This window comes from Pseudomonas sp. GL_139_B, from assembly GCF_057834475.1.
Genome location: NZ_CM174403.1, coordinates 4,918,413 through 4,942,745, shown reverse-complemented (window position 1 = coordinate 4,942,745; position 24,333 = coordinate 4,918,413). Strand labels below are relative to the sequence as shown.

Annotated in this window: 23 protein-coding genes and 1 pseudogene; 14 read left to right on the top strand and 10 right to left on the bottom strand. The window is 57.7% G+C overall.

Annotated features, from left to right (window positions below):
* Positions 1-38: 38 nt before the first annotated feature.
* A complete protein-coding gene (gene mvaT, locus AC3ISI_RS22650; protein WP_007945872.1) occupies positions 39-416 on the bottom strand; it encodes a histone-like nucleoid-structuring protein MvaT in 378 nt (125 codons plus the stop codon).
* Between the two features lie 335 nt (positions 417-751).
* On the opposite strand from mvaT, the gene purU reads away from it, so the two are divergent.
* Positions 752-1,600 carry a formyltetrahydrofolate deformylase gene (purU, locus tag AC3ISI_RS22645; protein WP_007945871.1) on the top strand — a complete coding sequence of 283 codons (849 nt, stop codon included), beginning with the start codon at positions 752-754 and terminating at the stop codon, positions 1,598-1,600.
* A gap of 87 nt (positions 1,601-1,687) precedes the next feature.
* Complete coding sequence (locus AC3ISI_RS22640; protein ID WP_489333878.1) at positions 1,688-1,864, top strand: hypothetical protein; 177 nt, start codon at positions 1,688-1,690, stop codon at positions 1,862-1,864.
* A 127-nt stretch (positions 1,865-1,991) separates the two neighbouring features.
* Here the strand turns inward: AC3ISI_RS22640 and AC3ISI_RS22635 are convergent, their stop codons facing one another.
* The gene (locus tag AC3ISI_RS22635; RefSeq protein WP_489337771.1) at positions 1,992-2,756 is read right to left on the bottom strand and encodes a methyl-accepting chemotaxis protein; all 765 of its coding nucleotides are present in this window, start codon (positions 2,754-2,756) and stop codon (positions 1,992-1,994) included.
* A gap of 93 nt (positions 2,757-2,849) precedes the next feature.
* A pseudogene (locus AC3ISI_RS22630) lies at positions 2,850-3,881 on the bottom strand (HAMP domain-containing protein); the annotation flags it as partial.
* Positions 3,882-4,066: 185 nt separating this feature from the next.
* On the opposite strand from AC3ISI_RS22630, the gene AC3ISI_RS22625 reads away from it, so the two are divergent.
* Positions 4,067-5,554 (top strand): helicase HerA-like domain-containing protein, encoded by a 1,488-nt coding sequence (locus tag AC3ISI_RS22625; protein WP_489333877.1) that lies wholly within the window; start codon positions 4,067-4,069, stop codon positions 5,552-5,554.
* A 56-nt stretch (positions 5,555-5,610) separates the two neighbouring features.
* On the opposite strand, the gene AC3ISI_RS22620 is transcribed toward AC3ISI_RS22625, so the two are convergent.
* Entirely contained in the window at positions 5,611-6,066 is a 456-nt protein-coding gene (locus AC3ISI_RS22620) for a DUF721 domain-containing protein (protein WP_008147416.1), read from the bottom strand.
* 307 nt (positions 6,067-6,373) lie between these two features.
* On the opposite strand from AC3ISI_RS22620, the gene secA reads away from it, so the two are divergent.
* The 4 genes from secA to AC3ISI_RS22600 all read left to right on the top strand — a co-directional run bounded on the left by secA (position 6,374) and on the right by AC3ISI_RS22600 (position 12,180).
* Positions 6,374-9,109, top strand: coding sequence for a preprotein translocase subunit SecA (gene secA / locus AC3ISI_RS22615; protein ID WP_489333876.1), 2,736 nt, complete (start codon positions 6,374-6,376; stop codon positions 9,107-9,109).
* Between the two features lie 121 nt (positions 9,110-9,230).
* Positions 9,231-10,448 (top strand): bifunctional glutamate N-acetyltransferase/amino-acid acetyltransferase ArgJ, encoded by a 1,218-nt coding sequence (argJ, locus tag AC3ISI_RS22610; RefSeq protein ID WP_007945862.1) that lies wholly within the window; start codon positions 9,231-9,233, stop codon positions 10,446-10,448.
* 152 nt (positions 10,449-10,600) lie between these two features.
* Positions 10,601-11,233 carry a glutathione S-transferase family protein gene (locus tag AC3ISI_RS22605; protein ID WP_489333875.1) on the top strand — a complete coding sequence of 211 codons (633 nt, stop codon included), beginning with the start codon at positions 10,601-10,603 and terminating at the stop codon, positions 11,231-11,233.
* Positions 11,230-12,180 (top strand): Nudix family hydrolase, encoded by a 951-nt coding sequence (locus tag AC3ISI_RS22600; protein ID WP_489333873.1) that lies wholly within the window; start codon positions 11,230-11,232, stop codon positions 12,178-12,180. Before AC3ISI_RS22605 ends, AC3ISI_RS22600 begins: the two co-directional genes overlap by 4 nt.
* 114 nt (positions 12,181-12,294) lie before the next feature.
* On the opposite strand, the gene AC3ISI_RS22595 is transcribed toward AC3ISI_RS22600, so the two are convergent.
* From AC3ISI_RS22595 to AC3ISI_RS22585, 3 genes are read right to left on the bottom strand one after another with little or no spacing between them, the layout of a single operon-like run.
* Entirely contained in the window at positions 12,295-12,876 is a 582-nt protein-coding gene (locus AC3ISI_RS22595) for a cob(I)yrinic acid a,c-diamide adenosyltransferase (RefSeq protein WP_489333872.1), read from the bottom strand.
* A 3-nt stretch (positions 12,877-12,879) separates the two neighbouring features.
* Positions 12,880-14,916, bottom strand: coding sequence for a sensor histidine kinase (locus AC3ISI_RS22590; RefSeq protein WP_489333871.1), 2,037 nt, complete (start codon positions 14,914-14,916; stop codon positions 12,880-12,882).
* A gap of 45 nt (positions 14,917-14,961) precedes the next feature.
* Positions 14,962-15,879: a putative 2-dehydropantoate 2-reductase gene (locus tag AC3ISI_RS22585; RefSeq protein ID WP_489333870.1), complete on the bottom strand. Its 918-nt coding sequence runs from the start codon at positions 15,877-15,879 to the stop codon at positions 14,962-14,964.
* 140 nt (positions 15,880-16,019) lie between these two features.
* Here AC3ISI_RS22585 and AC3ISI_RS22580 point away from each other — a divergent pair, with 140 nt between their 5' ends.
* Positions 16,020-16,505, top strand: coding sequence for a YajQ family cyclic di-GMP-binding protein (locus AC3ISI_RS22580; protein WP_489333868.1), 486 nt, complete (start codon positions 16,020-16,022; stop codon positions 16,503-16,505).
* Positions 16,506-16,645: 140 nt separating this feature from the next.
* Positions 16,646-17,488: a mechanosensitive ion channel family protein gene (locus AC3ISI_RS22575; RefSeq protein ID WP_489333867.1), complete on the top strand. Its 843-nt coding sequence runs from the start codon at positions 16,646-16,648 to the stop codon at positions 17,486-17,488.
* 140 nt (positions 17,489-17,628) lie between these two features.
* Here AC3ISI_RS22575 and AC3ISI_RS22570 read toward each other — a convergent pair whose 3' ends face one another.
* Together AC3ISI_RS22570 and AC3ISI_RS22565 are read right to left on the bottom strand one after the other, a co-directional pair.
* Positions 17,629-18,975 (bottom strand): OprD family porin, encoded by a 1,347-nt coding sequence (locus tag AC3ISI_RS22570; RefSeq protein WP_489333866.1) that lies wholly within the window; start codon positions 18,973-18,975, stop codon positions 17,629-17,631.
* A gap of 183 nt (positions 18,976-19,158) precedes the next feature.
* The gene (locus AC3ISI_RS22565; protein WP_489333865.1) at positions 19,159-19,431 is read right to left on the bottom strand and encodes a hypothetical protein; all 273 of its coding nucleotides are present in this window, start codon (positions 19,429-19,431) and stop codon (positions 19,159-19,161) included.
* A 417-nt stretch (positions 19,432-19,848) separates the two neighbouring features.
* Between AC3ISI_RS22565 and AC3ISI_RS22560 the strand changes: the two genes are divergently transcribed.
* Positions 19,849-20,274 carry an HIT domain-containing protein gene (locus AC3ISI_RS22560; protein ID WP_489333864.1) on the top strand — a complete coding sequence of 142 codons (426 nt, stop codon included), beginning with the start codon at positions 19,849-19,851 and terminating at the stop codon, positions 20,272-20,274.
* 3 nt (positions 20,275-20,277) lie between these two features.
* Positions 20,278-20,484 (top strand): SlyX family protein, encoded by a 207-nt coding sequence (locus AC3ISI_RS22555; protein ID WP_477790670.1) that lies wholly within the window; start codon positions 20,278-20,280, stop codon positions 20,482-20,484.
* Between the two features lie 74 nt (positions 20,485-20,558).
* On the opposite strand, the gene AC3ISI_RS22550 is transcribed toward AC3ISI_RS22555, so the two are convergent.
* On the bottom strand, positions 20,559-21,161 hold the full coding sequence (locus tag AC3ISI_RS22550; RefSeq protein WP_489333863.1) for a cold-shock protein: 603 nt from the start codon (positions 21,159-21,161) through the stop codon (positions 20,559-20,561).
* 536 nt (positions 21,162-21,697) lie between these two features.
* On the opposite strand from AC3ISI_RS22550, the gene AC3ISI_RS22545 reads away from it, so the two are divergent.
* From AC3ISI_RS22545 to aspS, 3 genes are all read left to right on the top strand, one after another.
* Positions 21,698-22,036, top strand: a complete 339-nt coding sequence (locus tag AC3ISI_RS22545; RefSeq protein WP_489333862.1) for a ribbon-helix-helix domain-containing protein — start codon at positions 21,698-21,700, stop codon at positions 22,034-22,036.
* Between the two features lie 136 nt (positions 22,037-22,172).
* A complete protein-coding gene (locus AC3ISI_RS22540; RefSeq protein WP_010457489.1) occupies positions 22,173-22,394 on the top strand; it encodes an FmdB family zinc ribbon protein in 222 nt (73 codons plus the stop codon).
* 119 nt (positions 22,395-22,513) lie between these two features.
* Positions 22,514-24,289, top strand: coding sequence for an aspartate--tRNA ligase (gene aspS, locus AC3ISI_RS22535; protein ID WP_489333861.1), 1,776 nt, complete (start codon positions 22,514-22,516; stop codon positions 24,287-24,289).
* The last annotated feature ends 44 nt before the right edge of the window (positions 24,290-24,333 follow it).

Sequence of the window (24,333 nt, the reverse complement as noted above, 5' to 3'; positions counted from 1 at the left end):
TTTTTTGTCATGGATTCGTCTGCGACAAGCTCTGCGGCTTAGCCCAGCAGAGTAGCCCAGCCTTCAACCACGTCGCCGCCCCACTTGGCTTTCCACTCTTTCAGCGTTTTGTGGTTGCCACCTTTGGTTTCGATGACTTCGCCGTTGTGCGGGTTTTTGTATTGTTTAACTTTACGAGCGCGCTTGGTGCCAGTAGTTTTTACTGCGCCGCCGCGTGGTGCTTTGGATTTGGACTCTGGATCCAGCAGCGCGATGATGTCACGCAGGGACTTGGAGTATTCGCCCATCAGGGTGCGCAGTTTGCCTTCGAATTCCAGCTCAGTTTGCAGTTTGTCGTCTTGGGACAGGTTTTTCAAACGGGCTTGCAGCTCTTTGATAGCTTCTTCGGTGGCACGGTATTCGTTGATCAAGGACATGAGGACTACCTTATGTTGGAGGCTGGATGGCAGGTGACAGTGGGGCAATAATAGTCAGGGTGTTTCATCAAGTAAACATTTAACCGACGTTTTAATTAAATTACTTGTGATGAACAGGGTGGAAATTGAATAGGTCGTTAAATAGTGTCAGCAAACATCACAGCTATTCACAATTTGACTCTTGATATCGACCAAAAGATCACCACCGCGCGGGGAACGCCTGCTTTCAGAGTCGGGTCCACGACCGCTGTGCAGGGCAATCAGTCATCAATACTGTAGTTTTGCTGCGCAATCGCTAGAATGGCGGCCTTTGCGAAGTTCTGGAGTTTTCCCTCATGCGCACTTTTCGGCTGGTGATTGCTTGTCCGGACCGCGTCGGTATTGTTGCTAAAGTCAGTAACTTTCTGGCGTCACATAACGGCTGGATCACCGAAGCGAGCCATCACTCGGACAATCTCAGTGGCTGGTTCTTCATGCGTCACGAAATTCGTGCCGACTCGCTGCCTTTCGGTATCGAAGCCTTTCGCGAAGCCTTTGCGCCGATTGCCAAAGAGTTCTCGATGGACTGGCGCATCACCGATACCGCGCAGAAGAAACGCGTGGTGTTAATGGCCAGCCGCGAGTCTCACTGTCTGGCCGACTTGCTGCACCGCTGGCATAGCGATGAACTGGATTGCGAAATCTCCTGCGTGATTTCCAACCATGACGACTTGCGCAGCATGGTCGAGTGGCACGGCATTCCTTACTACCATGTGCCGGTCAATCCACAGGACAAAGAGCCGGCGTTTGCCGAAGTTTCGCGTCTGGTCAAACAGCACGATGCTGAAGTGGTCGTGCTTGCCCGCTACATGCAAATCCTGCCGCCGGCGTTGTGCAGCGAATATGCGCATAAGGTCATCAACATTCACCACAGCTTCCTGCCGTCGTTCGTCGGTGCCAAGCCGTATCACCAGGCTTCCATGCGGGGTGTGAAGTTGATCGGTGCAACCTGCCACTACGTGACTGAAGAACTGGACGCCGGCCCGATCATCGAGCAGGACGTGGTGCGTGTCAGCCACAGTGACAGCATTGAAGACATGGTGCGTTTCGGCCGTGATGTCGAGAAGATGGTGTTGGCACGCGGCCTACGTTATCACCTGGAAGACCGGGTGTTGGTCCACGGCAACAAGACGGTCGTGTTCTGATAACACCGCAATGCAGTTGAAATCCGAAGGGCCTGGGCGTTCAATCGCTTCAGGCCCTTCGCCGTTTCTGCACTGAGGATATTGAACATGGCCGATCCACTCGACAAAGCCACTTCTAAAGCACCGGCAACAGTGGGCGAGGGCTGTTTGAGTCGCTATGACCCGGATGACATGAGTCCCGACGACGGCACGGAGTTTCCCGGTGCTGCCGAGTTGTGGGAGCAGTTACAGCAAGACCGTGAAGACATGATCAAGCCCGCTTGAATTTCATCTCCGCCGCCCGGCACAGCCCGGTGTTTGATAGACCGCTATCGCGAGCAGGCTCGCTCCCACAGGGTTAGTACAAAAACCTGTAGAAGCGGGCTTGCCCGCGAAGGGGCCAGAACAGACGCTAGATACGGAAACTGCCTACCAACTGCTTAAGACGCGAAGCCTGCTGCTCCAGATCGGAGCACGCGCGCAAGGTCGATTGCAGGTTTTCAACGCCTTCCTGGTTCAGCGTATTGATCTCGGTGATGTCGACGTTGATCGATTCCACTACGGCGGTCTGCTCTTCGGTCGCCGTCGCCACCGACTGGTTCATCCCGTCGATTTCTCCGATGCGTAACGTCACGCTGTTCAACCGCTCCCCCGCCAGGTTGGCGATTTCCACGCTGTCCTGACTGTGGCGCTGGCTGTCGCTCATGGTGCTGACAGATTCGCGGGCGCCGACTTGCAGCTCCTCTATCATGGTCTGCACCTGTTGCGCCGATTCCTGCGTGCGGTGCGCCAGGTTGCGCACTTCGTCCGCCACCACCGCGAAGCCGCGACCGGCTTCACCGGCGCGGGCCGCTTCGATGGCTGCGTTGAGTGCCAGCAGGTTGGTTTGTTGGGAAATGCTGGTGATCACTTCCAGAATCTGCCCGATGTTCACGGTTTTGCTGTTCAACGATTCGATGTTGGTGCTCGATGCGCTGAGCATGCTCGACAGCTGATTCATCGCGACAATGCTGCGATCCACCACTTGCTGACCCTCTTCGGCCAGGCTGCGGGCATCACTGGCCTGGCTCGACGCTTGCGCGGCATTACGGGCGATTTCCTGAGTGGCGGCCCCGAGTTGATTGATCGCAGCGGCAACGCTGCTGGTGCGCGTGGCCTGCTGGTCGGAGTTGAACATCGAGGAGTTCGAGGCGGCCACGACACGCAGCGCCACTTCGTTGACTTGCCCGGTGGCCGAGGACACTTCGCGAATCGAGGTGTGAATACGTTCCACAAAGCGGTTGAACGCCGTACCGAGAATACCGAACTCATCGTTGCTCAGGATGGTCAGTCGCTTGGTCAAATCGCCTTCACCGTCGGCAATGTCGGCCATGGCGCGGGTCATGACGTGCAGCGGCTGGATCAGGATGCGGATCAACATGCCCAACAGCGCGATGATGATCGCCACGGCAATAATCGTCGCGACGACCGCCGAAGCGCGGAAATCGCTGAGCATCGAGAAGGCTTTGTCCTTGTCCACCGACAAACCGATGTACCAGTTGACCGACGGCAGTCCTTTGATCGCGGTGAAGGTGACGATGCGGGTCTTGCCGTCGACCTCCACTTCACTGTAGGCGCTGCTGATGCGCGGGGTATTTTTCGGGTACGCCTCGTTCAGGGACTTCATCACCAGGGCTTTGTCCGGGTGAACCAGGATTTTGCCGTCAGCACTGACCAGAAAGGCATACCCCATGCCGTTGAAGTCACGACCGCTGAGGGTGTCGATCAGGGTTTGCAGGCTCAAGTCACCGCCCACCACGCCGACGCTTTGTCCGGCACTCCTTGAGGCGGTGGCAATGGAAATGATGGTCTGGCCGGTGGCCGCGTCGATGTACGGTTCGGTCAGGGTCGCGGTGCTGCTGCTTTGCGCACCTTTGTACCAAGGACGAACCCGTGGGTCGAAGCCGGCGGGCATCTTGGCGTCCGGGCGAATAGTAAAGCTACCGGTGGCATCACCCAGGTAGGACGCCATGAAGGTCGACGTCAGGGCTTTCTGCTCAAGCAGGCTGGCGACCGTAGACGGTTCAGGGTTGATGGCGATGTTTTGGGCGAGGTTGTCGATCAGCAGGATTCGGCCGTTCAACCAGGTCTGGATGTTATTGGCGGTGACGTCACCCATCTCACTGAGGTAATTGTCGAGGTCTTTGCGGATGGCATTGCGCTGTAAATAGTCGTTGTACAGCGTGAAGGAGGCGAATGCGGCAATAACAATGAGCGCGGCGGCAAGCAAAATCTTATGGCTGAAGCGCAGGTTTTTGTTCATGGCTTGGGGTTCCGCTAAGGTCTTAATGTCCTGGGCGTGCTTTTATAAAGGCACGCAAAGTGGGCAATGTTGTAAGTAAGCTGATATTTCCGTTCTTTCCTTAGGGAATTACCGACGCTGATTTCTGTGCAGTCTCGGTTTTTGTATCGGCCGCGCCGGATCAAAGATTAACCATGGGTGACAAAATGCCTGACTCATTGCAACTCGTTCTCGGCGCCGACCTTGCCGGCCAGCCCATCGCCCAGGCCATGCGTCTGGCCAACCGTCACGGTCTGGTCGCAGGCGCTACCGGGACGGGTAAAACCGTCACGTTGCAGCGCATGGCCGAAGCCTTCAGCGACGCGGGCGTGGCGGTGTTTGCCGCCGACATCAAGGGCGACCTGTGTGGTCTCGGTGCCGCCGGCAACCCGCAAGGCAAGATCGCCGAGCGCATCGCCGGGATGCCGTGGCTAAACCACAAGCCGCAGGCGTATCCGGTGACTCTGTGGGACATTCATGGCCAGTCTGGTCATCCATTGCGCACTACCTTGAGTGAAATGGGCCCGCTACTGCTGGGTAGTCTGTTGGAACTGACCGACAGCCAGCAGTCGGCGCTGTATGCGGCGTTCAAGGTGGCGGATCGCGAAGGACTGTTGCTGCTGGATCTCAAGGATCTGAAGGCGTTGCTCAATCACCTGCGTGACAACCCGCAATTGCTCGGGGATGACGCCGCGTTGATGACTACCGGCTCAAGTCAGGCGCTGTTGCGGCGTCTGGCAACGCTGGAGCAACAAGGCGCCGAAGCGCTGTTCGGTGAACCGGCGCTGCAACTGGAAGACATCCTGCAGCCAACCGCTGACGGTCGCGGGCGCATTCACTTGCTCGATGCCAGTCGTCTGGTTCACGAAGCACCGAAGGTCTACGCGACGTTCCTGCTCTGGCTGCTCGCTGAGCTGTTCGAGCAGTTGCCGGAGCGCGGTGATGCGGACAAACCGCTGCTGGCGTTGTTTTTCGACGAAGCGCATTTGTTGTTCGCCGGTACACCCAAGGCGTTGCAGGAGCGATTGGAGCAGGTGGTGCGGCTGATTCGTTCTAAAGGCGTGGGCGTGTATTTCGTCACCCAATCGCCGGGTGACTTGCCGGATGACGTGCTGGCTCAGTTGGGTTTACGCATCCAGCACGGTTTGCGCGCGTTCACCGCCAAGGAACAGAAGTCCTTGCGCGCCGTGGCCGAGGGTTTCCGACCGAACCCGGCGTTCGATGCCTTGTCGGTATTGACCGAATTGGGGATTGGCGAGGCATTGGTCGGTACGTTGGCCGATAAAGGCACGCCGGAGATGGTCCAGCGCGTGTTGATCGCGCCGCCGCAATCGCGGATCGGACCGCTGAGCGAGGCCGAACGTGCGGCACTGATCGCCAGTTCGCCATTGCAGGGGCGATATGACAAACCGATTGATCGAGAATCGGCTTATGAAGTGCTGATGGGGCGCAAGGGGCTGGCCCCCGATCCCGATGCAGCGCCAGTCAAGCCTGCACCCGAAGAGCCAAGTTTTACCGACCAGGCCGGGGAGTTCCTCGGGACGGCAGCCGGTCAGGCATTAAAGTCGGCCATGCGACAGGCGGCCAATCAATTGGGCCGACAGTTGGTACGCGGGTTGATGGGCTCGTTGCTCGGTGGCAAAAAAAGCCGATAACCAGCGAACACTGTAGACCCTGTGGGAGCGAGCCTGCTCCTACATGAGGATCTGTGTCAGGTTTTGGGTTTGGCGTGGGCCGCCAGGCGCTCCAGCGCGGCCCGCAGATTCGGATCGCTGATCCCGTCTGCTGTCGCCTGTATGGTCGCGCCCGCATCCGTCGACAAACTGATGGTATGTCCCGCGGCCCCTTGCTGCACGGTCGGCGGCTGAACCTTGAACAAAATCCGCGTCAAACTGGCGAACTCGTCAAACATCTGTAGCTGGCGCTGTAGACGTTTTTGCTGATAACGCAGGCGGGTCGCCCAATGTCCGTCGGTGACGATCAGCAACAAACTGCCTTCGCGCCACGACGCCACATGGCAATGTTCGCGAGCGGCGGGCTGCAACTGGCTTTCGAGCAGACGTTGTAAATGACCCAGGCGTTGAGCGTGGCCAAATATAGCTTTCAGCGGCTTGGCTTCGCGAAGCAGAACGGCGGGTGCTCTGGCCGTAAGGGGGCGAAATGCCATGATCAGACACCTGAAGTAACAGAGCCGCCATGGTAGCAGAAAGCACCACGTGCACCTGACCCATTGCTTTGCGCGCGCTTTACCCATTAAATCAACAAGTAACTTCTGCCGCGAATGGCTTGAAGTTCAGCAAAAAGCCCTTATTTTAAGTGAGCCCCGTTACAGCGCAGTGCATGCATCGTGGAATAACGCCACTTTCCTCACCATCGTTTCCGGGTAGAATGCTCGTTCGCATGCGGCCATGAGGGCTGCACGGGCGACTCACGGGGCCGCCCTCCATCCCTTTAGTGTGGAAGATCCTGCCGATATGTTTGCGCCTTTGTTAAAGAAACTTTTTGGAAGCAAGAACGAGCGTGAAGTCAAACGCATGCTCAAGACGGTGCAATTCGTCAATGCCTTCGAAGAGCAAATGGTGGCCCTTTCGGACGATCAATTGCGTGCCAAGACTGACGAGTTCAAGGCCCGCATCGCCAAAGGGGAATCCCTCGACAAGCTGCTGCCAGAAGCCTTTGCGGTCGCCCGCGAAGCCGGCAAGCGCGTCATGGGTATGCGCCACTTCGATGTCCAGTTGATCGGCGGCATGACCTTGCATGAAGGCATGATCGCGGAAATGCGTACCGGTGAAGGCAAGACCCTGGTGGCAACACTGGGCGTTTACCTAAACGCACTGTCCGGCAAGGGCGTGCACGTTGTGACAGTGAACGACTACCTGGCCCGCCGTGACGCCAACTGGATGCGTCCGCTCTACGAATTCCTCGGCCTGACGGTCGGCGTCGTCACGCCTTTCCAGCCGCCGGAAGAGAAACGTCTGGCTTACGCCGCCGACATTACTTACGGCACCAACAACGAATTCGGTTTCGATTACCTGCGCGACAACATGGCGTTCAGCATGGAAGAAAAATTCCAGCGTGAACTCAATTTTGCCGTGATCGACGAAGTCGACTCCATCCTCATCGACGAAGCCCGTACTCCGCTGATCATTTCCGGTCAGGCCGAGGACAGCTCCAAGCTGTACATCGAGATCAACAAACTGATCCCGCAGCTGGAGTTGCACATCGAAGAAGTGGAAGGCGAAGTCACCAAGGCCGGCCACTACACCGTTGATGAGAAGACCCGTCAGGTCGAACTCAACGAAGCCGGTCACCAGTACGTCGAAGAAACGCTCACCCGCATCGGCCTGCTGGCTGAGGGTGAAAGCCTGTATTCGGCACACAACCTGGGCCTGCTGACTCACGTTTATTCCGGTCTGCGCGCGCACAAACTGTTCCACCGCAACGTCGAGTACATCGTGCAGGACGGCCAGGTTGTCCTGGTCGACGAACACACCGGTCGTACCATGCCGGGGCGTCGTTTGTCCGAAGGCCTGCACCAGGCCATCGAAGCCAAGGAAAACCTGAACATTCAGGCCGAAAGCCAGACCCTGGCATCGACCACGTTCCAGAACTACTTCCGGCTGTACAACAAACTGTCCGGCATGACCGGTACGGCTGACACCGAGGCGTTCGAGTTCCATCAGATCTATGGCCTGCAGGTCATGGTCATTCCGCCGAACAAGCCGCTGGCACGTAAAGACTACAATGACCTGGTGTTCCTGACGGCCGACGAGAAGTACACGGCTATCGTGGCTGACATCAAGGAAAGCATGGCGGCGGGTCGTCCGGTGCTGGTGGGTACCGCGACCATCGAAACCTCCGAGCACATGTCCCGACTGCTCGTGGAAGAAGGCATCGAACACAAGGTTCTGAACGCCAAGTTCCACGAAAAAGAAGCCGAGATCATTGCCCAGGCCGGTCGCCCAGGCGCACTGACCATCGCTACCAACATGGCCGGTCGTGGTACCGACATCCTGTTGGGCGGTAACTGGGAAGTGGAAGTGGCATCCCTGGAAGATCCAACGCCAGAGCAGATTGCCCAGATCAAGGCTGACTGGCAGAAGCGTCACCAGCAGGTGCTCGAATCGGGCGGCTTGCAGGTGATTGCTTCCGAGCGTCATGAATCGCGCCGTATCGACAACCAACTGCGTGGTCGTGCCGGTCGCCAGGGCGACGCCGGTTCCAGCCGCTTCTACCTGTCGCTGGAAGACAGCCTGATGCGCATCTTCGCCTCTGATCGGGTGAAGAACTTCATGAAGGCCCTGGGCATGCAGCCAGGCGAGGCGATTGAGCACCGCATGGTGACCAATGCCATTGAAAAGGCTCAGCGCAAGGTTGAAGGTCGTAACTTCGACATTCGTAAGCAACTGCTTGAGTTCGACGACGTCAACAACGAACAGCGTAAAGTGATTTATCACATGCGTAACACGTTGCTGGCCGCTGACAACATTGGTGAAACCATCGCCGATTTCCGTCAGGACGTGCTCAACGCCACCGTCAGTGCACACATTCCTCCACAGTCGCTGCCTGAGCAGTGGGACGTGGCGGGTCTGGAAGCTGCATTGCAGAGCGATTTCGGTGTGGCGCTGCCGATCCAGCAATGGCTCGACGAAGACGATCACCTGTACGAAGAAACCCTGCGCGAGAAGCTGATGCAAGAGCTGATTGCGGCGTACAACGAGAAAGAAGACCAAGCGGGCGCCGAGGCGCTGCGCAGCTTCGAGAAGCAAATCGTACTGCGTGTTCTGGACGACCTGTGGAAAGACCACCTGTCGACCATGGATCACCTGCGTCACGGCATCCACTTGCGTGGCTATGCGCAGAAGAACCCAAAGCAAGAGTACAAGCGCGAGTCGTTCACGCTGTTCTCCGAGTTGCTGGATTCGATCAAGCGCGACTCGATCCGCGTGCTGTCCCACGTTCAGGTTCGCCGCGAAGATCCGGAAGCCGAAGAGCAACGCCTGCGTCAGGAAGCCGAAGCGCTGGCTGCACGCATGCAGTTCCATCACGAAGAAGCACCGGGCCTTGAGCAAGTGGAACCGTTGGGCGAAGAGATTGATGTCGCCCTCGCCGTAGCACCGGTTCGCAACGAGCAGAAGCTGGGCCGTAACGAACTGTGCTACTGCGGTTCGGGCAAGAAATTCAAGCATTGCCACGGGCAGATCCAGTAAACCCCGTTTCAAACGCTGAAATACCCGCGCCGCGACCGGCATCAGCCGTCGCGGCGTTTTGCCATTTAACACCACCGCTAATTGCATGACGGTGATGACTACATTTTTAAGGAGCGCATTCATGGCTGTTGGTCTTGGTCCTTTGCCAACGTTGCACCCGGTTGCCGGTTTTGAACTCGGTATCGCCTCGGCTGGCATCAAGCGCCCGGGGCGCAAGGATGTTGTGGTCATGCGCTGCGCCGAAGGCTCCACGGTCGCAGGCGTCTTCACGCTCAACGCCTTTTGCGCCGCGCCCGTGATCCTCGCCAAGCAACGCGTGCAGGGCCCGGTGCGTTACCTGCTGACCAACACCGGCAATGCCAACGCCGGCACCGGCGAACCCGGCCTGGCCGCCGCTGAGCGCACGTGCGCCAAACTGGCTGAGCTGACGGGCGTTGATGCCAGCCTGGTGCTGCCGTACTCCACCGGTGTGATCGGCGAACCGCTGCCGGTCGAGAAAATCGAAGGCGCGCTGCAAGCGGCCCTCGACGACCTGTCGATCCACAACTGGGAAGCTGCCGCTACCGGCATCATGACCACCGATACCCTGCCCAAGGGCGCGAGCCGTCAGTTCCAGCATGACGGTGTGACCATCACTGTCACCGGCATCAGCAAAGGCGCAGGCATGATCCGTCCGAACATGGCGACCATGCTCGGATACATCGCTACCGACGCCAAAGTCTCCCGTGACGTGCTGCAAAACCTGCTGCTGGACGGTGCCAACAAGTCGTTCAATCGCATCACCATCGACGGCGATACCTCGACCAACGATTGCTGCATGCTGATCGCCACGGGCCAGGCTGCCTTGCCGGAAATCACCCGCGCCGAAGGCGAATTGTTCGCCAAATTGAAACAGGCAGTGTTCGAAGTGTGCATGGACGTTGCTCAAGCCATCGTTCGCGACGGCGAAGGCGCAACCAAGTTCGTCACTGTTGAAGTTAACGGCGGCGGGAATCACCAGGAATGCCTGGATGTTGGTTATACCGTGGCACACTCGCCGTTGATCAAGACGGCCTTGTTCGCCTCCGATCCGAACTGGGGCCGCATCCTCGCTGCCGTCGGTCGTGCCGGCGTACCGAACCTGGACGTGAGCAAGATAGACGTGTTCCTCGGCGAGGTGTGCATTGCCAGCCAAGGCGCGCGTGCCGCGACTTACACTGAGGCCCAGGGCGCTGCGGTGATGCAGCAGGAAGAGATCACCATCCGTATCGAGTTGGGTCGCGGCGCTTGCAGCGAAACCATCTGGACCACCGACTTGTCCCACGAATACGTGAAGATCAACGCCGAGTACCGTACGTAAGACCGAGTCGACCCGATCGCGGGCAAGCCCGCTCCCACAGGTTCAGTGGCGTGTGTTCAACGCGTTCACTGTGGGAGCGGGCTTGCCCGCGATGACGGATGACCAGACGCTAGATATTCTGGCTTGTTCCCCTGACAAGAAGGCACCCGAACATGAGCCTCCACCTGATTATCGGCGACAAACTGCTTTCCTCCTGGTCCCTGCGCGGTGCACTGGCCCTCGACCTGACCGGGGCTGCCTACACCGAAGAATTGATCAAGCTGGGTCAACCCGACACCCGCGAACGTCTGCTCAAGCATTCGCCAACCGGCAAAGTCCCGCTGCTCAAAACCGAACACGGCACCATCGCCGATTCCCTGGCGATTGCCGAGTACCTGGCCGAGCAATTCCCCAATGTCGGTCTCTGGCCAAAAGACACCGCCGCCCGTGCCCAGGCGCGTTCGGCCTGTGCGCAGATGCACGCCGGGTTCTTTGCCATGCGCGGCAACATGCCGTTCGACCTGAGTCGTGATGCGCCGCTATCGTCAATACCTGATGATGTTCAGGCCGACATCCAGCGCATGCTGGTGTTGTGGGCTGAATGCCGCGCGGCGGCGACCGACACCGGTCCTTTCCTGTTCGGCGGCGCGACGCTGGCCGATGCTTTCTTCGCGCCGATTGCCGTACGCCTGCGCACCTATCGGGTGAAATTGCCGGCAGCAGACGAGGCCTATGTCGAAACGATTTACCAATGGCCGGCTTTCAAGGCCTGGCAGAAAGCAGGTCTGGAGGAGGTGGGGCAGTGAAACGAGTCCATGTAGCCGCCGCCGTCATTCGTGATCACAGCGGCAAGATCCTCATCGCACGCCGTGCCGATACTCAGCACCAGGGTGGCTTGTGGGAGTTTCCCGGTGGCAAGGTCGAGGGCGACGAGTCCGTCGAAACCGCGCTGACCCGTGAGCTTCAGGAAGAACTGGGCATTGTGGTCAGCACTGCGCGTCCGTTGATCAAGGTTCATCACGATTACCCGGACAAGCACGTGTTGCTAGATGTCTGGGAAGTCTCGGCCTTTACCGGCGAGCCCCACGGGGCTGAAGGCCAGCCGTTGGAATGGGTGTCACCGCGCGATCTGTTGAACTACGAGTTCCCGGCGGCCAACCAGCCAATCGTCGCTGCCGCACGCTTGCCGGCCGAATACTTGATTACTCCCGAAGACCTGGAAACCCCGGCGCTGCTACGCGGTATCCAGAAAGCTATCGCCGGTGGGATTAAACTGATCCAGCTACGTGCGCCCAACGGCTACGATCCGAAGTACCGCGATCTGGCAGTGGACGCGGCGGGGCTGTGTGCCGGCAAGGCGCAGCTGATGATCAAGGGACCGTTCGAATGGTTAGGAGATTTCCCGTCCGCTGGTTGGCACATCACCTCGGCGCAGTTGCGTAAATACGCGGCGGCGGGTCGACCACTGCCCGCGTCGCGCTGGTTGGCAGCTTCCTGCCATAACGCTGAAGAACTGGCGTTGGCCGAGCAGATGGGCGTGGACTTTGTGACCCTCTCGCCGGTGCAAAAGACCCAGACTCACCCCGAGGCTCAGCCGTTGGGTTGGGAGCAGGCTGCAGCGTTGATCGAAGGCTTCAGCAAGCCGGTGTTTCTGTTGGGCGGTGTTGGTCCGGCGGAGCGGCAACTAGCCTGGGAAGCAGGGGCTCAAGGTGTGGCGGGGATTCGGGCGTTCTGGCCTGATTCTTTGGTGTAGCTGCCGGCCTCATCGCGAGCAAGCTCGCTCCCACAGGGGATCGGATTTCTTCAGGAAGAACTCGGTCAACTGTGGGAGCGGGCTTGCCCGCGAAGGCGTCCTGACAGGCGCCGATTAAACCTGAGGTTTAGCGGCTGGCTCCCACAAAATCTCGGCAACCCCCTGTCGCTTGGCAATCAACCGCGCCACCACAAACAACAGATCCGACAACCGATTGATATACGCCAAACCAACCCCGGCCAACGGCTCGATCGCATTCAACTGCTGGCACCGTCGCTCGGCACTGCGCGCCAGGCTTCTGCATACATGGGCCTGAGCGATCAGCGTTGAACCACCCGGCAGAATGAAATTCTCCAGTGGCCCCAACTCTTCATTCCACTGATCAATCGCCGCTTCCAGGCGTTCGATTTCCGTCACGCCCAACGCCTGATACACCGGCATCGCCAGCTCGCCACCCAAGTCGAACAAGCGGTGCTGGCAAGGCGCCAAAACTTCGATTACCTCGTCCAGCCCCGGATACGTGACGCTTTCTGCGGCCAGCCCGGCCAGCAGTACGCCGACCTGACTGTTCAGCGAATCGACTTCGCCAATGGCTTCTATTCGCGGGTGGTCCTTGGGTACTCGGCGGCCATCTCCCAGCCCGGTTTCGCCTTTGTCGCCAGTGCGGGTGTAAATCTTCGACAAGCGAAAGCCCATGGGTTACCTCGATAGCTGATTGAGTTCTTGAGAGGCCACCGGTGTGCCCGACAAGGGCAGGCGCAAGGTGAAACAGGTGCCTTGGCCCAGCGTCGACTGCACTTCCATCTGCCCCTTGTGATTGTTGGTGATGATGAAATAGGAGACTGACAGGCCCAGACCGGTGCCCTGGCCAATTTCCTTGGTGGTGAAAAACGGCTCGAACGTGCGTTTGCGCACGCTTTCGCTCATGCCGATGCCATTGTCCTCGACCTGGATCTCTGCCCATGGCGGATTCAGTCGAGTCCGCAGAATAATCCGCCCCGGTTCGCTGTCGTCCTCACGCTGGTGAATGGCCTGGGCCGCGTTTTTCAACAAGTTGAGCAGCACTTGTTCCAGTTCGTTGGCCGTGCCGGGCACCGGGCCCAGGGCCGGATCAAACTGACGAATGATCGCCTGGCCCTTGAAGTCAAAACCGATCGCCAGGTCGAAGTCGTTACCGGCGATTTCCACCGCTTGATCGATCAATGCGGGCAGATCGCAAGGCGCCATTTGCCGGGTGCTTCGGCGGCTGAAGCTGAGCATGTGCGTGACAATCTTCGCCGCGCGAGCGCCAGCCTGCTGAATGCCATCGAGCAATTGCGGCACTTCGCGCACTTGCAGGTAGTGGTTGACCGTGTCCAGTTCGACTCCGATCTGCTCGGCTTGCTCCATGTTCTTCGGCAGATCAGGTGACAGGCGTCGGCGAATGTTCTGGACGTTATGCAGGATCGCGCCCAACGGGTTATTGATTTCGTGGGCCATGCCGGCGGCGAGCCCGCCGACCGAGAGCATTTTTTCCGACTGCACCATCATTTCTTCCAGGGACAGACGCTGGGTAATGTCGTCGATCCGGATCACCACGCCACGTCCGGCGCCGCCCATCAGCGGGTAAAAGGTCAGGGCGTAATGTTTGGGCTCATCATCCTTGAACCACGTTACCCGTTCGATCTTGGCCACGGTGTGCTGCTCGACGGTTTGCTTGAGTTGCGGCAGAAACGGCTTCAGTGGTTCGAAGGCGAGGAAAATCGGCTGATTCAAGGCTTCATCCAGACGGGTGCCGGACAAGGCGCTGGCCTCTTGATTCCACTGGGTCACGTAAAGCTGTTCGTCGAGGGCGATCAGCGCCGACGGCATGGAGTCGATAATGCTGTTGAGGTAGTTCTGGAAGCCGGTGAGCTTTTTCTCGATCTTGCTGCGCACCTGGACTTCGAGTTCGAGCTTGCGGTTGGTATGTCGCGTTTCTTCGGCCAGGCCTTGGGCCTGGTCATAAGCGGCCTGGGAGTCGTCCCGTGCACGCTTGAGTTGCTGTTCCCGGGCCTCGATCCGCGAGAGCATGGTGTTGAACGCCTCGGCGAGGCTGCCGATTTCGTCGTGGTTGCCACGGGAGGCTCGCAGCGCATAGTTCTCTTCGCGGGTCACTTGCCGGGACAGCTCTTCGAGCTCATGGATAGGTCGGGTAATCAGGCGTTTGATTTGCTGGGCGATCACCAGCCACAACAGCACACTAAAGATCAGAATGCCCAAGCTGGCGGTCAGCGTGCCGGTGTAGAACGCCATTGGCAATTCGCTGCTGGCCACCAACAGTAAATGGCCGGGCTCTGTGCCGGGACGGGGCAGGGTGATCAGTTGATTGCTGCGAAACTCGGTCGCTTGCCAGGCTTCGATGTGCTGATAGTGCCCCGGCAGGCTCAGTTTATCGCCATGCTGCAACTGCGCCAGCCGTTCGCCCTTGCCGTCATAAAGGGCAGCCGCACGCAGGGGAGAGTAACTGTCGAGTTCGTTGAGCAGGCGTTCGGCATTTTGTGGCGTCTTTAAGGCATCGGCCACCAGGCTGGGGTTGGACACCAGTCGGCCAATGGTCTGCAAGGCCTGTGGCGCCATGCTTTCCTGGGAAATGTAATAGGCCGCGCTGATGAACGTCAGATTGGCGACCAGCAGGATGGTGATCAACAGCACCAGCAGGGCGGCCAGCAACTTCTGGCCGACTGGGAGGTTTTCGAGGCGCTGGCGCAATGGCATCAGGTTCGTCGCTGAAAAGGAACAAGTGGCCAGCGTAGCCGCTGCTCAGTCGCTGGGCAATCCAAGGCTGTGCAGATGGCCGATCAGCCGTTGCTGTAGTTGATGGAGGTGGGGCAGGTTCAGTTGATGACGCTCGGCCACTTTGCAGACATGGCCCAGCAAGTAGGTGATTTCGGTGCGGCGCTGATTCGCGACGTCCTGATACATCGAGGAGTAATTGGCCGCCGTGGCATGGATCACGCGCTCGACTTCATGCTGCAGGTTTTCTGCCGCCGCGGGCTGACCACAACGTTCCAGCAACTCGGTCAATTCACCGCAGAGGGTAGCGACTTCGCACTGGTGCTCCTGCAATCCGCCATTGCGGCAATTGTGAAGGACGGTCAACGGATTGATTGCACAGTTGAGCGCCAGCTTGCGCCACAGCCGTGTGAGGATGTCAGTACTCCATTCATGGGGAATCCCGGCGGCCGTCAGATCATCCAGCCAGATCGGCGCAACTGGATGGCCGGCATCCCCCAGCCAGGTGTAACCGTGACCCGCGAATACCGCACGCCAATCGCCATCGCGAAACGCACCTTCAGTACTCGATGCACTCACGCAACGTGCTTGCGGCACCTGCGCAGCGACGGCGTCCTGACTGCCGAGGCCGTTCTGCAACAGGATTAGTTCGGCATCGGGCGTCAGACGTGGCGCTAGTTGCGCGACGGCTTTCTCGGCGTCGTAGGCCTTGCAGGCGACCAGCAGTCGGCTGATCGGTTCATGGCTGTGCGGTGTCTGGCCGGGAATCTCATAAGTAGTGGCTTCGCCCTGTTCCACCAACGTCAGCCCACCTGCCTTCTGATAGGCCTGCAAGCGCTGCTCATTGCGAACGATCAGCCTGACCGGCAATCCGGCCCGCGCCAGGCGCGTGGCCCACAACGTGCCCAGGCTGCCGGCACCCAATACATGCCAAGGGGTCGACATCAGCTTTTTACTCGGTTTGAGGCAGGCATGTAAGGCTCGCAGTATGGGTTGGAAAAGACCCGTTATAATGAGCCCGATTTTAACCGCAAGCCAAGCGCGCGCCATCGCAATCGAGTGCGCCTTTTTATTGGAGAGATTACATGCCGTCGTTCGACGTGGTATCCGAACTGGACAAACACGAAGTCACCAACGCGGTCGAAAACGCCGTCAAGGAACTCGATCGTCGTTATGACCTGAAGGGCAAGGGCACTTTCGAGTTCAAGGAAAAGGACCTGACCGTCAACCTGACCGCTGAAGCCGACTTCCAGCTCGAAGCGATGATCGAGATCCTCAAGCTGGCGCTGGTCAAGCGCAAAATCGACGTGCAGTGCCTTGAAGTCAAGGAGGCCTACGCGTCGGGCAAGCTGATGAAGCAGGAAGCGGTCCTCAAGGAAGGCATCGACAAAGAGCTGGCGAAGAAAATCGTCGCTCACGTCAAAGACGCCAAGCTCAAGGTTCAGGCCGCCATTCAGGGTGAACAGGTGCGTATTACTGGCAAGAAACGTGACGATTTGCAGGAAGCCATCGCGGCCCTGCGCGCCAAGACGTTCGATATGCCGCTTCAGTTCAACAACTTCCGCGACTGACCTTTAACGCGGGAACCTCTCGGCGCTTTTGGCGTCCGAGGCCCAAGCAGCGGCAGAAATGATTGAGCCGGAGACGGCTCGGTTTTTCTGCCGCTTTATTTTTCGTGTGCCGGATCCCCGGAAAATCAAGGAGAGCGTAGATGGACTTAAATGCCGAAGTAAACAACCTGGTCAAGATGTCCCAGTCCTGGATCCCGATGATCATGGAGTACGGCAGTCGTGTACTGCTGGCGGTGATCACCCTGGCCGTCGGCTGGTGGCTGATCAACAAAGTGACGCAAAAGCTCGGCGGCCTGCTGGCGCTGCGAAATGCCGACCTTGCACTGCAAGGGTTCATCAGCAGCCTGGCTAACATCATTCTCAAGGTTTTGCTGATCGTCAGCGTAGCGTCGATGATCGGTGTGGAAACCACGTCGTTCGTCGCGGCCATCGGTGCGGCGGGTCTGGCCATCGGTCTGGCATTGCAGGGTAGCCTGGCAAACTTCGCCGGCGGCGTGTTGATTCTGCTGTTCCGTCCGTTCCGCATCGGTGACTGGATCGAAGCTCAAGGTATTGCCGGTACCGTCGACAGCATTCAAATCTTCCACACTGTACTGCGTACTGGCGACAACAAAACCATCATTGTGCCTAACGGCATCTTGTCGAACGGCATCATCACCAATACCAATCGTCAACCAACGCGCAAAGTGGTGTTTGACGTGGGTGTGGACTACGAAGCGGACTTGCAGAAGGCCCGTGAAGTTTTGCTGGAACTGGCCAAAGATCCACGTGTATTGGCAGATCCGGCACCACAGGCAGTGGTGTCTACTCTCGGTGACAGTTCGATCACTCTTTCGCTTCGGGTTTGGGTAAAGACGGCCGACTACTGGGATGTGATGTTCATGTTCAACGAACAGTCCCGTTATCGTTTGAAAACTGCCGGTGTTGATGTTCCGTTGCCACAGCGGATGATTCGGGTGGTTCAGGAATCTGTGTCGCAGTGATTGTTTTTTGATCATGTCTGACTGCTAAGTCAGGCATGTTCTGAACGGATCTGATTGTTTAAGCGCAATGTTCCAGCCAACAAAAAAGGCCCATCCGAAGATGGGCCTTTTTTTGATTACCGGGTGCTGACTTTCTGCAATTACAGAATGTTGAGCGGGTAGTCGGTGATCAGGCGGAACTCTTTAACGTCGCCTTCGCCTTCGTCAGCATTGGCGTAGTGCCATGCTTGACGGATACGGAAGGACAGATCTTTGGCCGGGCCGGATTGAACGACGTACTTGGCTTCAAAGTTGATTTCGTGGTGTTTGCCGTCTTCGCCGTACAGACCAGCGTAAGCGCTGCCCGCTGGAGTCTTGGTACCGTCGATGTTCCAACCATCCACGTAACGGGTCATGAAGCTCAGGCCAGGTACGCCGTATTCAGCCATTTTCAGGTCGTAACGGGCTTGTACCGATTTCTCGCCAGGACCGTTGAAGTCGGAGTACTGGATGGAGTTGGCGAGGAAAATCGAGTCGCCACCGCGGTTGTTCTTGCCCACGCCGACGTAGTCGAACGGAGTATCACCGTTAACCTTCTGGAAGCCCAGGGTCAGGGTGTGCGCATTCAGGAACGAGTAAGCCGCAGCCAGCGAGAAGGCGGTGTTGCTGATTTCGCCTGCGTCAGCGTTACCGGTATCCTGAGTGTTGTAGATGTTACCGTCGAAGTTCAGGGACTGAGTGCCACCCAATGCGAGGGTGTAGTTCGCGTTGGCGTAGTACTGGTTCCAGATGTCTTCGAGCTTGGCACCGTAGAGAGACAGGCTCAGTGCATCGGTAACGCCCCATTTGCCGCCAGCGTAGTCGATGGAGTTCGCTTCTACGCCTGCGTAGGTTGCAAACAGACCGCCGTCACGGGCGTTTTTGTCCTGGCTGGTCGCCGAGTAGAAGTGGCCGCCTTCCAGGTCAAGGTTCTTGATTTCGCTGCTCTGCAGTTGGAAACCGCTAGCAGTTTGAGGAAGGATGCGGGAACCGCCAACAGCGAACACTGGAGCAGTGCTAGGCTGCATGTCACCGGCTTTCAGCTCGGTTTTGGAGATGCGGAATTTAACGGCGCCGCCGGCTTTGCCTTGGCTGTCATTGACATCGCGACCACCATTAGGGTTCGTGGTATCGCTACGGCTCATGTTGCCGGTGCCGCTGGTACCGTCGCCACCATCCAGTTTGATTGCCAGGTAGCCGAATGCATCAACGCCAACGCCGATCAGGCCCTGGGTGTAACCGGAGCTGTAGTTGCCCCAGATACCTTGGGTCCAGTCTTTCTGGTCGTTGGAGCCATTTTTGTTGTCACGGTTGAAGTAGTAGTTGCGAACCAGCAAGTTCATCGAGCTGTCTTCAACAAAACCTTTGGCTTCAGCCTGGTCACTTACAAACGGTGCGGCCGTAGCCAACTGAGTACTGGCTGCTGCTGCAACTGCCAGTGCGATCATGCTCCACTTCATCACGCGCATCGTGATTTGCTCCTTTGGTTTTAGAAGAGTACTGCCGTCCCACCTGATTTATTATCTGGGCGGCTCTTTCTTTTTGTGTCGGCGCAAACTTATATCACGCCGACTCTATTGGCGATACTTGCGTATCTATCCTTTCGGCTTCTTTACGAGCCTGTCGCAAACAGCTCGGTAGATGTCGCAAATTTACAGCTTGAATGCAAGCGCGCCGGCAACTTTAGCGTTGTTTTCCAGGGCTTGAACTTCGGTAAAAAGAGTCCTTGGTGAAACGTTTGAATCTCCTTCGGGCAACCCTGCCGCTGTTTTTATTTGCCTTGAGCCTTCCACGTCCCGCAGAGGTTTTCTAGGCGATGTGGGTGTGAATGCAACAAACGTGCACAAATTGGCAGTTTGATGACTTTTTTTCTTCTTACCTACCTTTAGCTGTAAAAACCTCATAAAACCGGGCATTTCAAGCATGTTCTATTCGGCTTGACGCAAAGGTTTGCGTCGTGTTTCAGCATGCGGGTCGGCGGCGTGACAATGTAAAACGTTACCGGTCCACCCCGCAAGTGAGTAGATAACGGATGCTGAGGCGCTCAGCGTAGACGATCTGTGCGATTTTGGTGCGGAAAATTTTACCGGCTGTACCGAATTCATACAGTGTTGCCTTTTGTCCGGATCGAACACCTGGTGGTTAATCAGTCATTTCGGTGTTTTTACCTTGGTCGTTGGTTCTGTAATGGTGCGAATAGGTAAAAATGCCTCATGCCGGGGCGTGAGTCTGTTCGTGAAGCCAGCGCTGTTCGCAGGTATGCTGCCGTCCTGTCGCTTGGTGCACCGTCCCCGGGAAGGGGCGCTAAGCTGAAAAATGAGAACCAGGCGGGAGTGCGCACAGTGTTCGCTTTAGATCCACGGCTTCAACAAGACACGCTACCGATCGGGGATTTCCCACTCTGCCGGTTGCTGTTGTCCAACGATTCGAATTACCCCTGGTTCATCCTGGTGCCTCGTCGTGACAATATCAGCGAGATATTTCAGTTGAGTGTCGCCGAGCAGCAACAGCTGTGGCAGGAGACGACTGCGTTGGCAGAAACGCTGAAGGATTCGTTCGACGCCGACAAGTTGAATGTCGCGACATTGGGTAATGTCGTCAGCCAGTTGCACATGCATGTGATTGTGCGCAAACGTGATGACGCGGCCTGGCCTGCTCCTGTCTGGGGCAAGCTACCGGCCACGCCATACACTGCGGAGCAGATCGCAGCGATTCGCGAACGCCTGCGTTTGGTATTGGCCGAAGACTTTACGTTTCTGGAGGGTTGAATCATGAGCCTGGAAGAACGCGTTACCGATCTGGAGAGCCAGTTGGCGTTTCAGGATGACGCCCTTCAGTCATTGAGTGATGTGCTGGCGACGCAGCAGCGTGCAGTTGAACGCCTGCAGCTGCAAATGGCCGCATTGCTCAAGCGGCAGGAGGAAATGGCCGGCCAATTCGAAACCTTCGAAGAAGAAGCGCCACCGCCGCATTACTGACTTTTTATGATAAAGAAGCAGGCAATAAAAAACCGCGAACAGCCAAGCTGTTCGCGGTTTTTTTTAGCCTTGAATCAGCGGCGCGGCAGGGCGGCGATCACGTCTTCGGCTTGCAGGCCTTTGTCGCGGTTCATGACGGAGAACTCGACACGCTGCCCTTCAACCAGAACGCGGTGACCTTCTCCACGAATAGCCCGGAAATGCACGAAAATATCATCGCCGGAATCGCGGGAGATAAAGCCGAAGCCTTTGGAGGTATTGAACCACTTGACGGTGCCAGTATCGCGGTTGCTCATGTCATAGCTTGGCGAGGCGGCGGCCGGTGAAGATTTGTAGAAGCTGACGCCCAGGTGCAGTAAAACGGCGGTCAGGGCGGCTAACAGGCTAAACAAAACGGCGGGTTGACCGGCGATGACAGGCATCGGCGCGAGCAACGTCAGAACTTGCAGGAAGACGGCCAGAACCAGCAGCACGCTGACCAGGTTTTGCAATTGGTGGCGTGGGCCTTTGTTCCAGTAAGGGATAACAGGAGCAAGGGTGAGGTTCAGCAGTCCGAAAAACGCCAGGTACAGCGCATCGGGTTGTTGCAGGTAAGGGACCGCTTCAGCTCGCAGGCTAGGGATGAAGGACAGCATCAGGGCAGCTGCGCCCGTTAGCAGGTGGACGATTTTCAACATTTTGATTAACTCGCGTTAAGACGGATCACAAGGAAGAGCTGATGGAGCACGGTTCGCCTCAGGACAATAAGAGGCGTTGGGCACGTACCCGGTATCAGCCTATGCGCTGCCCCCGGAAAAATAGGCGGTAGCGGCACACTGCCTATTTAACAGCAAAGCCTGCGGCTACTCAAATCAGGCGGTCCGGCGGTGCTCTGGTGCTTGATTTGTCGCGGGGGTAAGGAAGAAGTTGGCGTGCCCGGCACCAAAGAGATAATCAAATAGCTTGCCGATAGGGTGGGAGGCAGTCAGGTCGTTGAGTTTTGTTCTCTTTCTGGCTTTTTACTTCATCTGGTCTCTTTTTCGCTGGGTAAAACGCGCCTGAGCGCGTAGGAATATGGCCGGCCTAGGAAGAGCTCCATGATCCCCCTTTAATTGTTGGCTTATCCTACGTGGATGGTCATAAAGTCATCTGGAAATACCTTTGCGCCTGCGCTTTTATAAGGCAACAGATGCAGCTTTATAGAAGGCAAGGATGGCAAAGGAGTGTCAGTGATATGGTTTACGAAGGCAGGCTGGGCGAAGGATCTCTCGGCCCGACCGGGGATATAAGGGTTGATCCGTTCGTCAGTGAGTTTGATATGGGGCTGGCCCGGCCTTTATCCCGCTCGGTGCGTTTGAATGGATTTGCGACCTGCTTGCGGCTTGAGCAGGTCTATTGGGATATTTTGGGTGATATGGCCAAGGTCAATTGCTGTTCTGTCAGTGCGTTGCTGTCCCATGTGGACCGTGAAGTGCATTTGCGTCACGGCGGGGTCAAGAACTTCACCGGGCTGGTGCGGGTTGTGTGCGTCGTGCGCAGCTTGAAGGAAGGGGGCTGCATTGTGATGCCCTAGTCACAGCGGCGTAGGGGATTGAGTGTCAGTCTGTGCAGTCTTACGGCTGCACAGGCTGCATTTAATGGATATAATCCCGCACTTTGCCGCAAAACCCAGCGTGCGCGGTAGCAATCTGATCGCCGAGACAACCCCCATGCCGATGTACGACTATCAATGTGCTTCCTGTGGTCATCAGTTGGAAGCCATTCAAAAGATCAGCGCAGCACCGCTGGTCGACTGCCCTGCCTGCCAGGCACCAGAGCTTAAAAAGATGCTTTCCATGCCAGGCTTCCGCCTCAGCGGCACTGGTTGGTACGAGACCGATTTCAAGACCGGCTCGAAGAAGAACCTGGCCGGCGGCGACAAAGCTGACTAGGGTTCAGGGCCTGAATTGAACCACACGCGTGAGCGCTTGCATCATCGGGCACCTTTATTAAGGGCCGGATGTGCGGGGCTCCAACCGAATTTCGAATTACGAGAAGTGAAACCACTACCATGATGCGCAGCCATTATTGCGGCCAACTGAACGAAAGCCTGGAAGGCCAGGAAATTACTCTTTGCGGTTGGGTTCACCGTCGCCGTGACCACGGTGGGGTGATTTTCCTCGATATCCGTGATCGTGACGGTCTGGCCCAAGTGGTGTTCGACCCGGACCGCGCAGAATCCTTCGCGGCCGCCGATCGCGTGCGCAGCGAATACGTCGTGAAGATCACCGGCAAGGTTCGCCTGCGTCCGGCCGGTGCTACCAACGCCAACATGGCGTCGGGCATGATCGAGGTCCTCGGCTACGAGCTGGAAGTGCTGAACGAATCGGAAACCCCGCCGTTCCCACTGAACGAGTTCTCCGATGTCGGCGAAGAAACCCGCCTGCGCTATCGCTTCCTTGACCTGCGTCGCCCGGAGATGGCCGAGAAGCTGCGTCTGCGTTCGCGCATGACCACCAGCATCCGTCGCTATCTGGACGAGAACGGCTTCCTCGATGTCGAGACGCCGATCCTGACCCGCGCCACCCCTGAGGGTGCTCGCGACTACTTGGTGCCGAGCCGTACCCACGCCGGTTCGTTCTTCGCCTTGCCGCAATCGCCGCAGCTGTTCAAGCAACTGTTGATGGTGGCCGGCTTCGACCGTTACTACCAGATCGCCAAGTGCTTCCGTGACGAAGACCTGCGTGCCGACCGTCAGCCTGAGTTCACCCAGATCGACATCGAGACCAGCTTCCTCGATGAAAAAGACATCATGGGCCTGACTGAAGGCATGATCCGCAACCTGTTCAAGGAAGTGCTGGGTCTGGAGTTCGGTGAGTTCCCGCACATGACCTTCGAAGAGGCTATGCGTCGTTACGGTTCCGACAAGCCGGACCTGCGTAACCCGCTGGAGCTGGTTGACGTTGCCGATCAACTCAAAGAAGTTGATTTCAAAGTGTTCAGCGGCCCGGCCAACGACCCGAAATGCCGTATTGCCGCTTTGCGCGTTCCGGGCGCGGCGAGCATGCCGCGCAAGCAGATTGATGACTACACCAAGTTCGTCGGCATCTACGGTGCCAAGGGCCTGGCGTACATCAAGGTCAATGAGCGCGCCAAAGGCGTTGAAGGCCTGCAGTCGCCAATCGTGAAGAACATCCCTGAAGCCAACCTCAACGTGATCCTTGATCGCGTTGGCGCGGTTGATGGCGACATCGTGTTCTTCGGTGCCGACAAAGCCAAAATCGTCAGCGAAGCCCTGGGCGCGTTGCGAATCAAGGTCGGTAACGACCTGGAACTGCTGACCTGCAAGTGGGCGCCAATGTGGGTCGTCGACTTCCCGATGTTCGAAGAGAACGATGACGGCAGCTTCAGCGCCTTGCACCACCCGTTCACCGCGCCGAAGTGCACTCCGGAAGAACTGGAAGCCAATCCGGCGACCGCTCTGTCCCGTGCCTACGACATGGTGCTGAACGGCACTGAGCTGGGTGGCGGTTCGATCCGTATTCACCGCAAGGAAATGCAGCAGACAGTATTCCGCCTGCTGGGTATCAACGAAGCGGAACAGGAAGAGAAATTCGGCTTCCTGCTCGACGCCCTGAAGTACGGCGCGCCGCCGCACGGTGGCCTCGCCTTCGGTCTGGACCGTCTGGTGATGCTGATGACCGGCGCCCAGTCGATCCGTGAAGTGATCGCCTTCCCGAAAACCCAGAGCGCGGCGGACGTCATGACGCAGGCACCGGGTCAAGTGGATGCCAAGGCATTGCGCGAACTGCACATTCGTCTGCGCGAAACACCAAAGGCTGAGTAAGGCTGACCGCAAAGGCGCATCCTTTTGGGTGCGCCTTTTCTTTA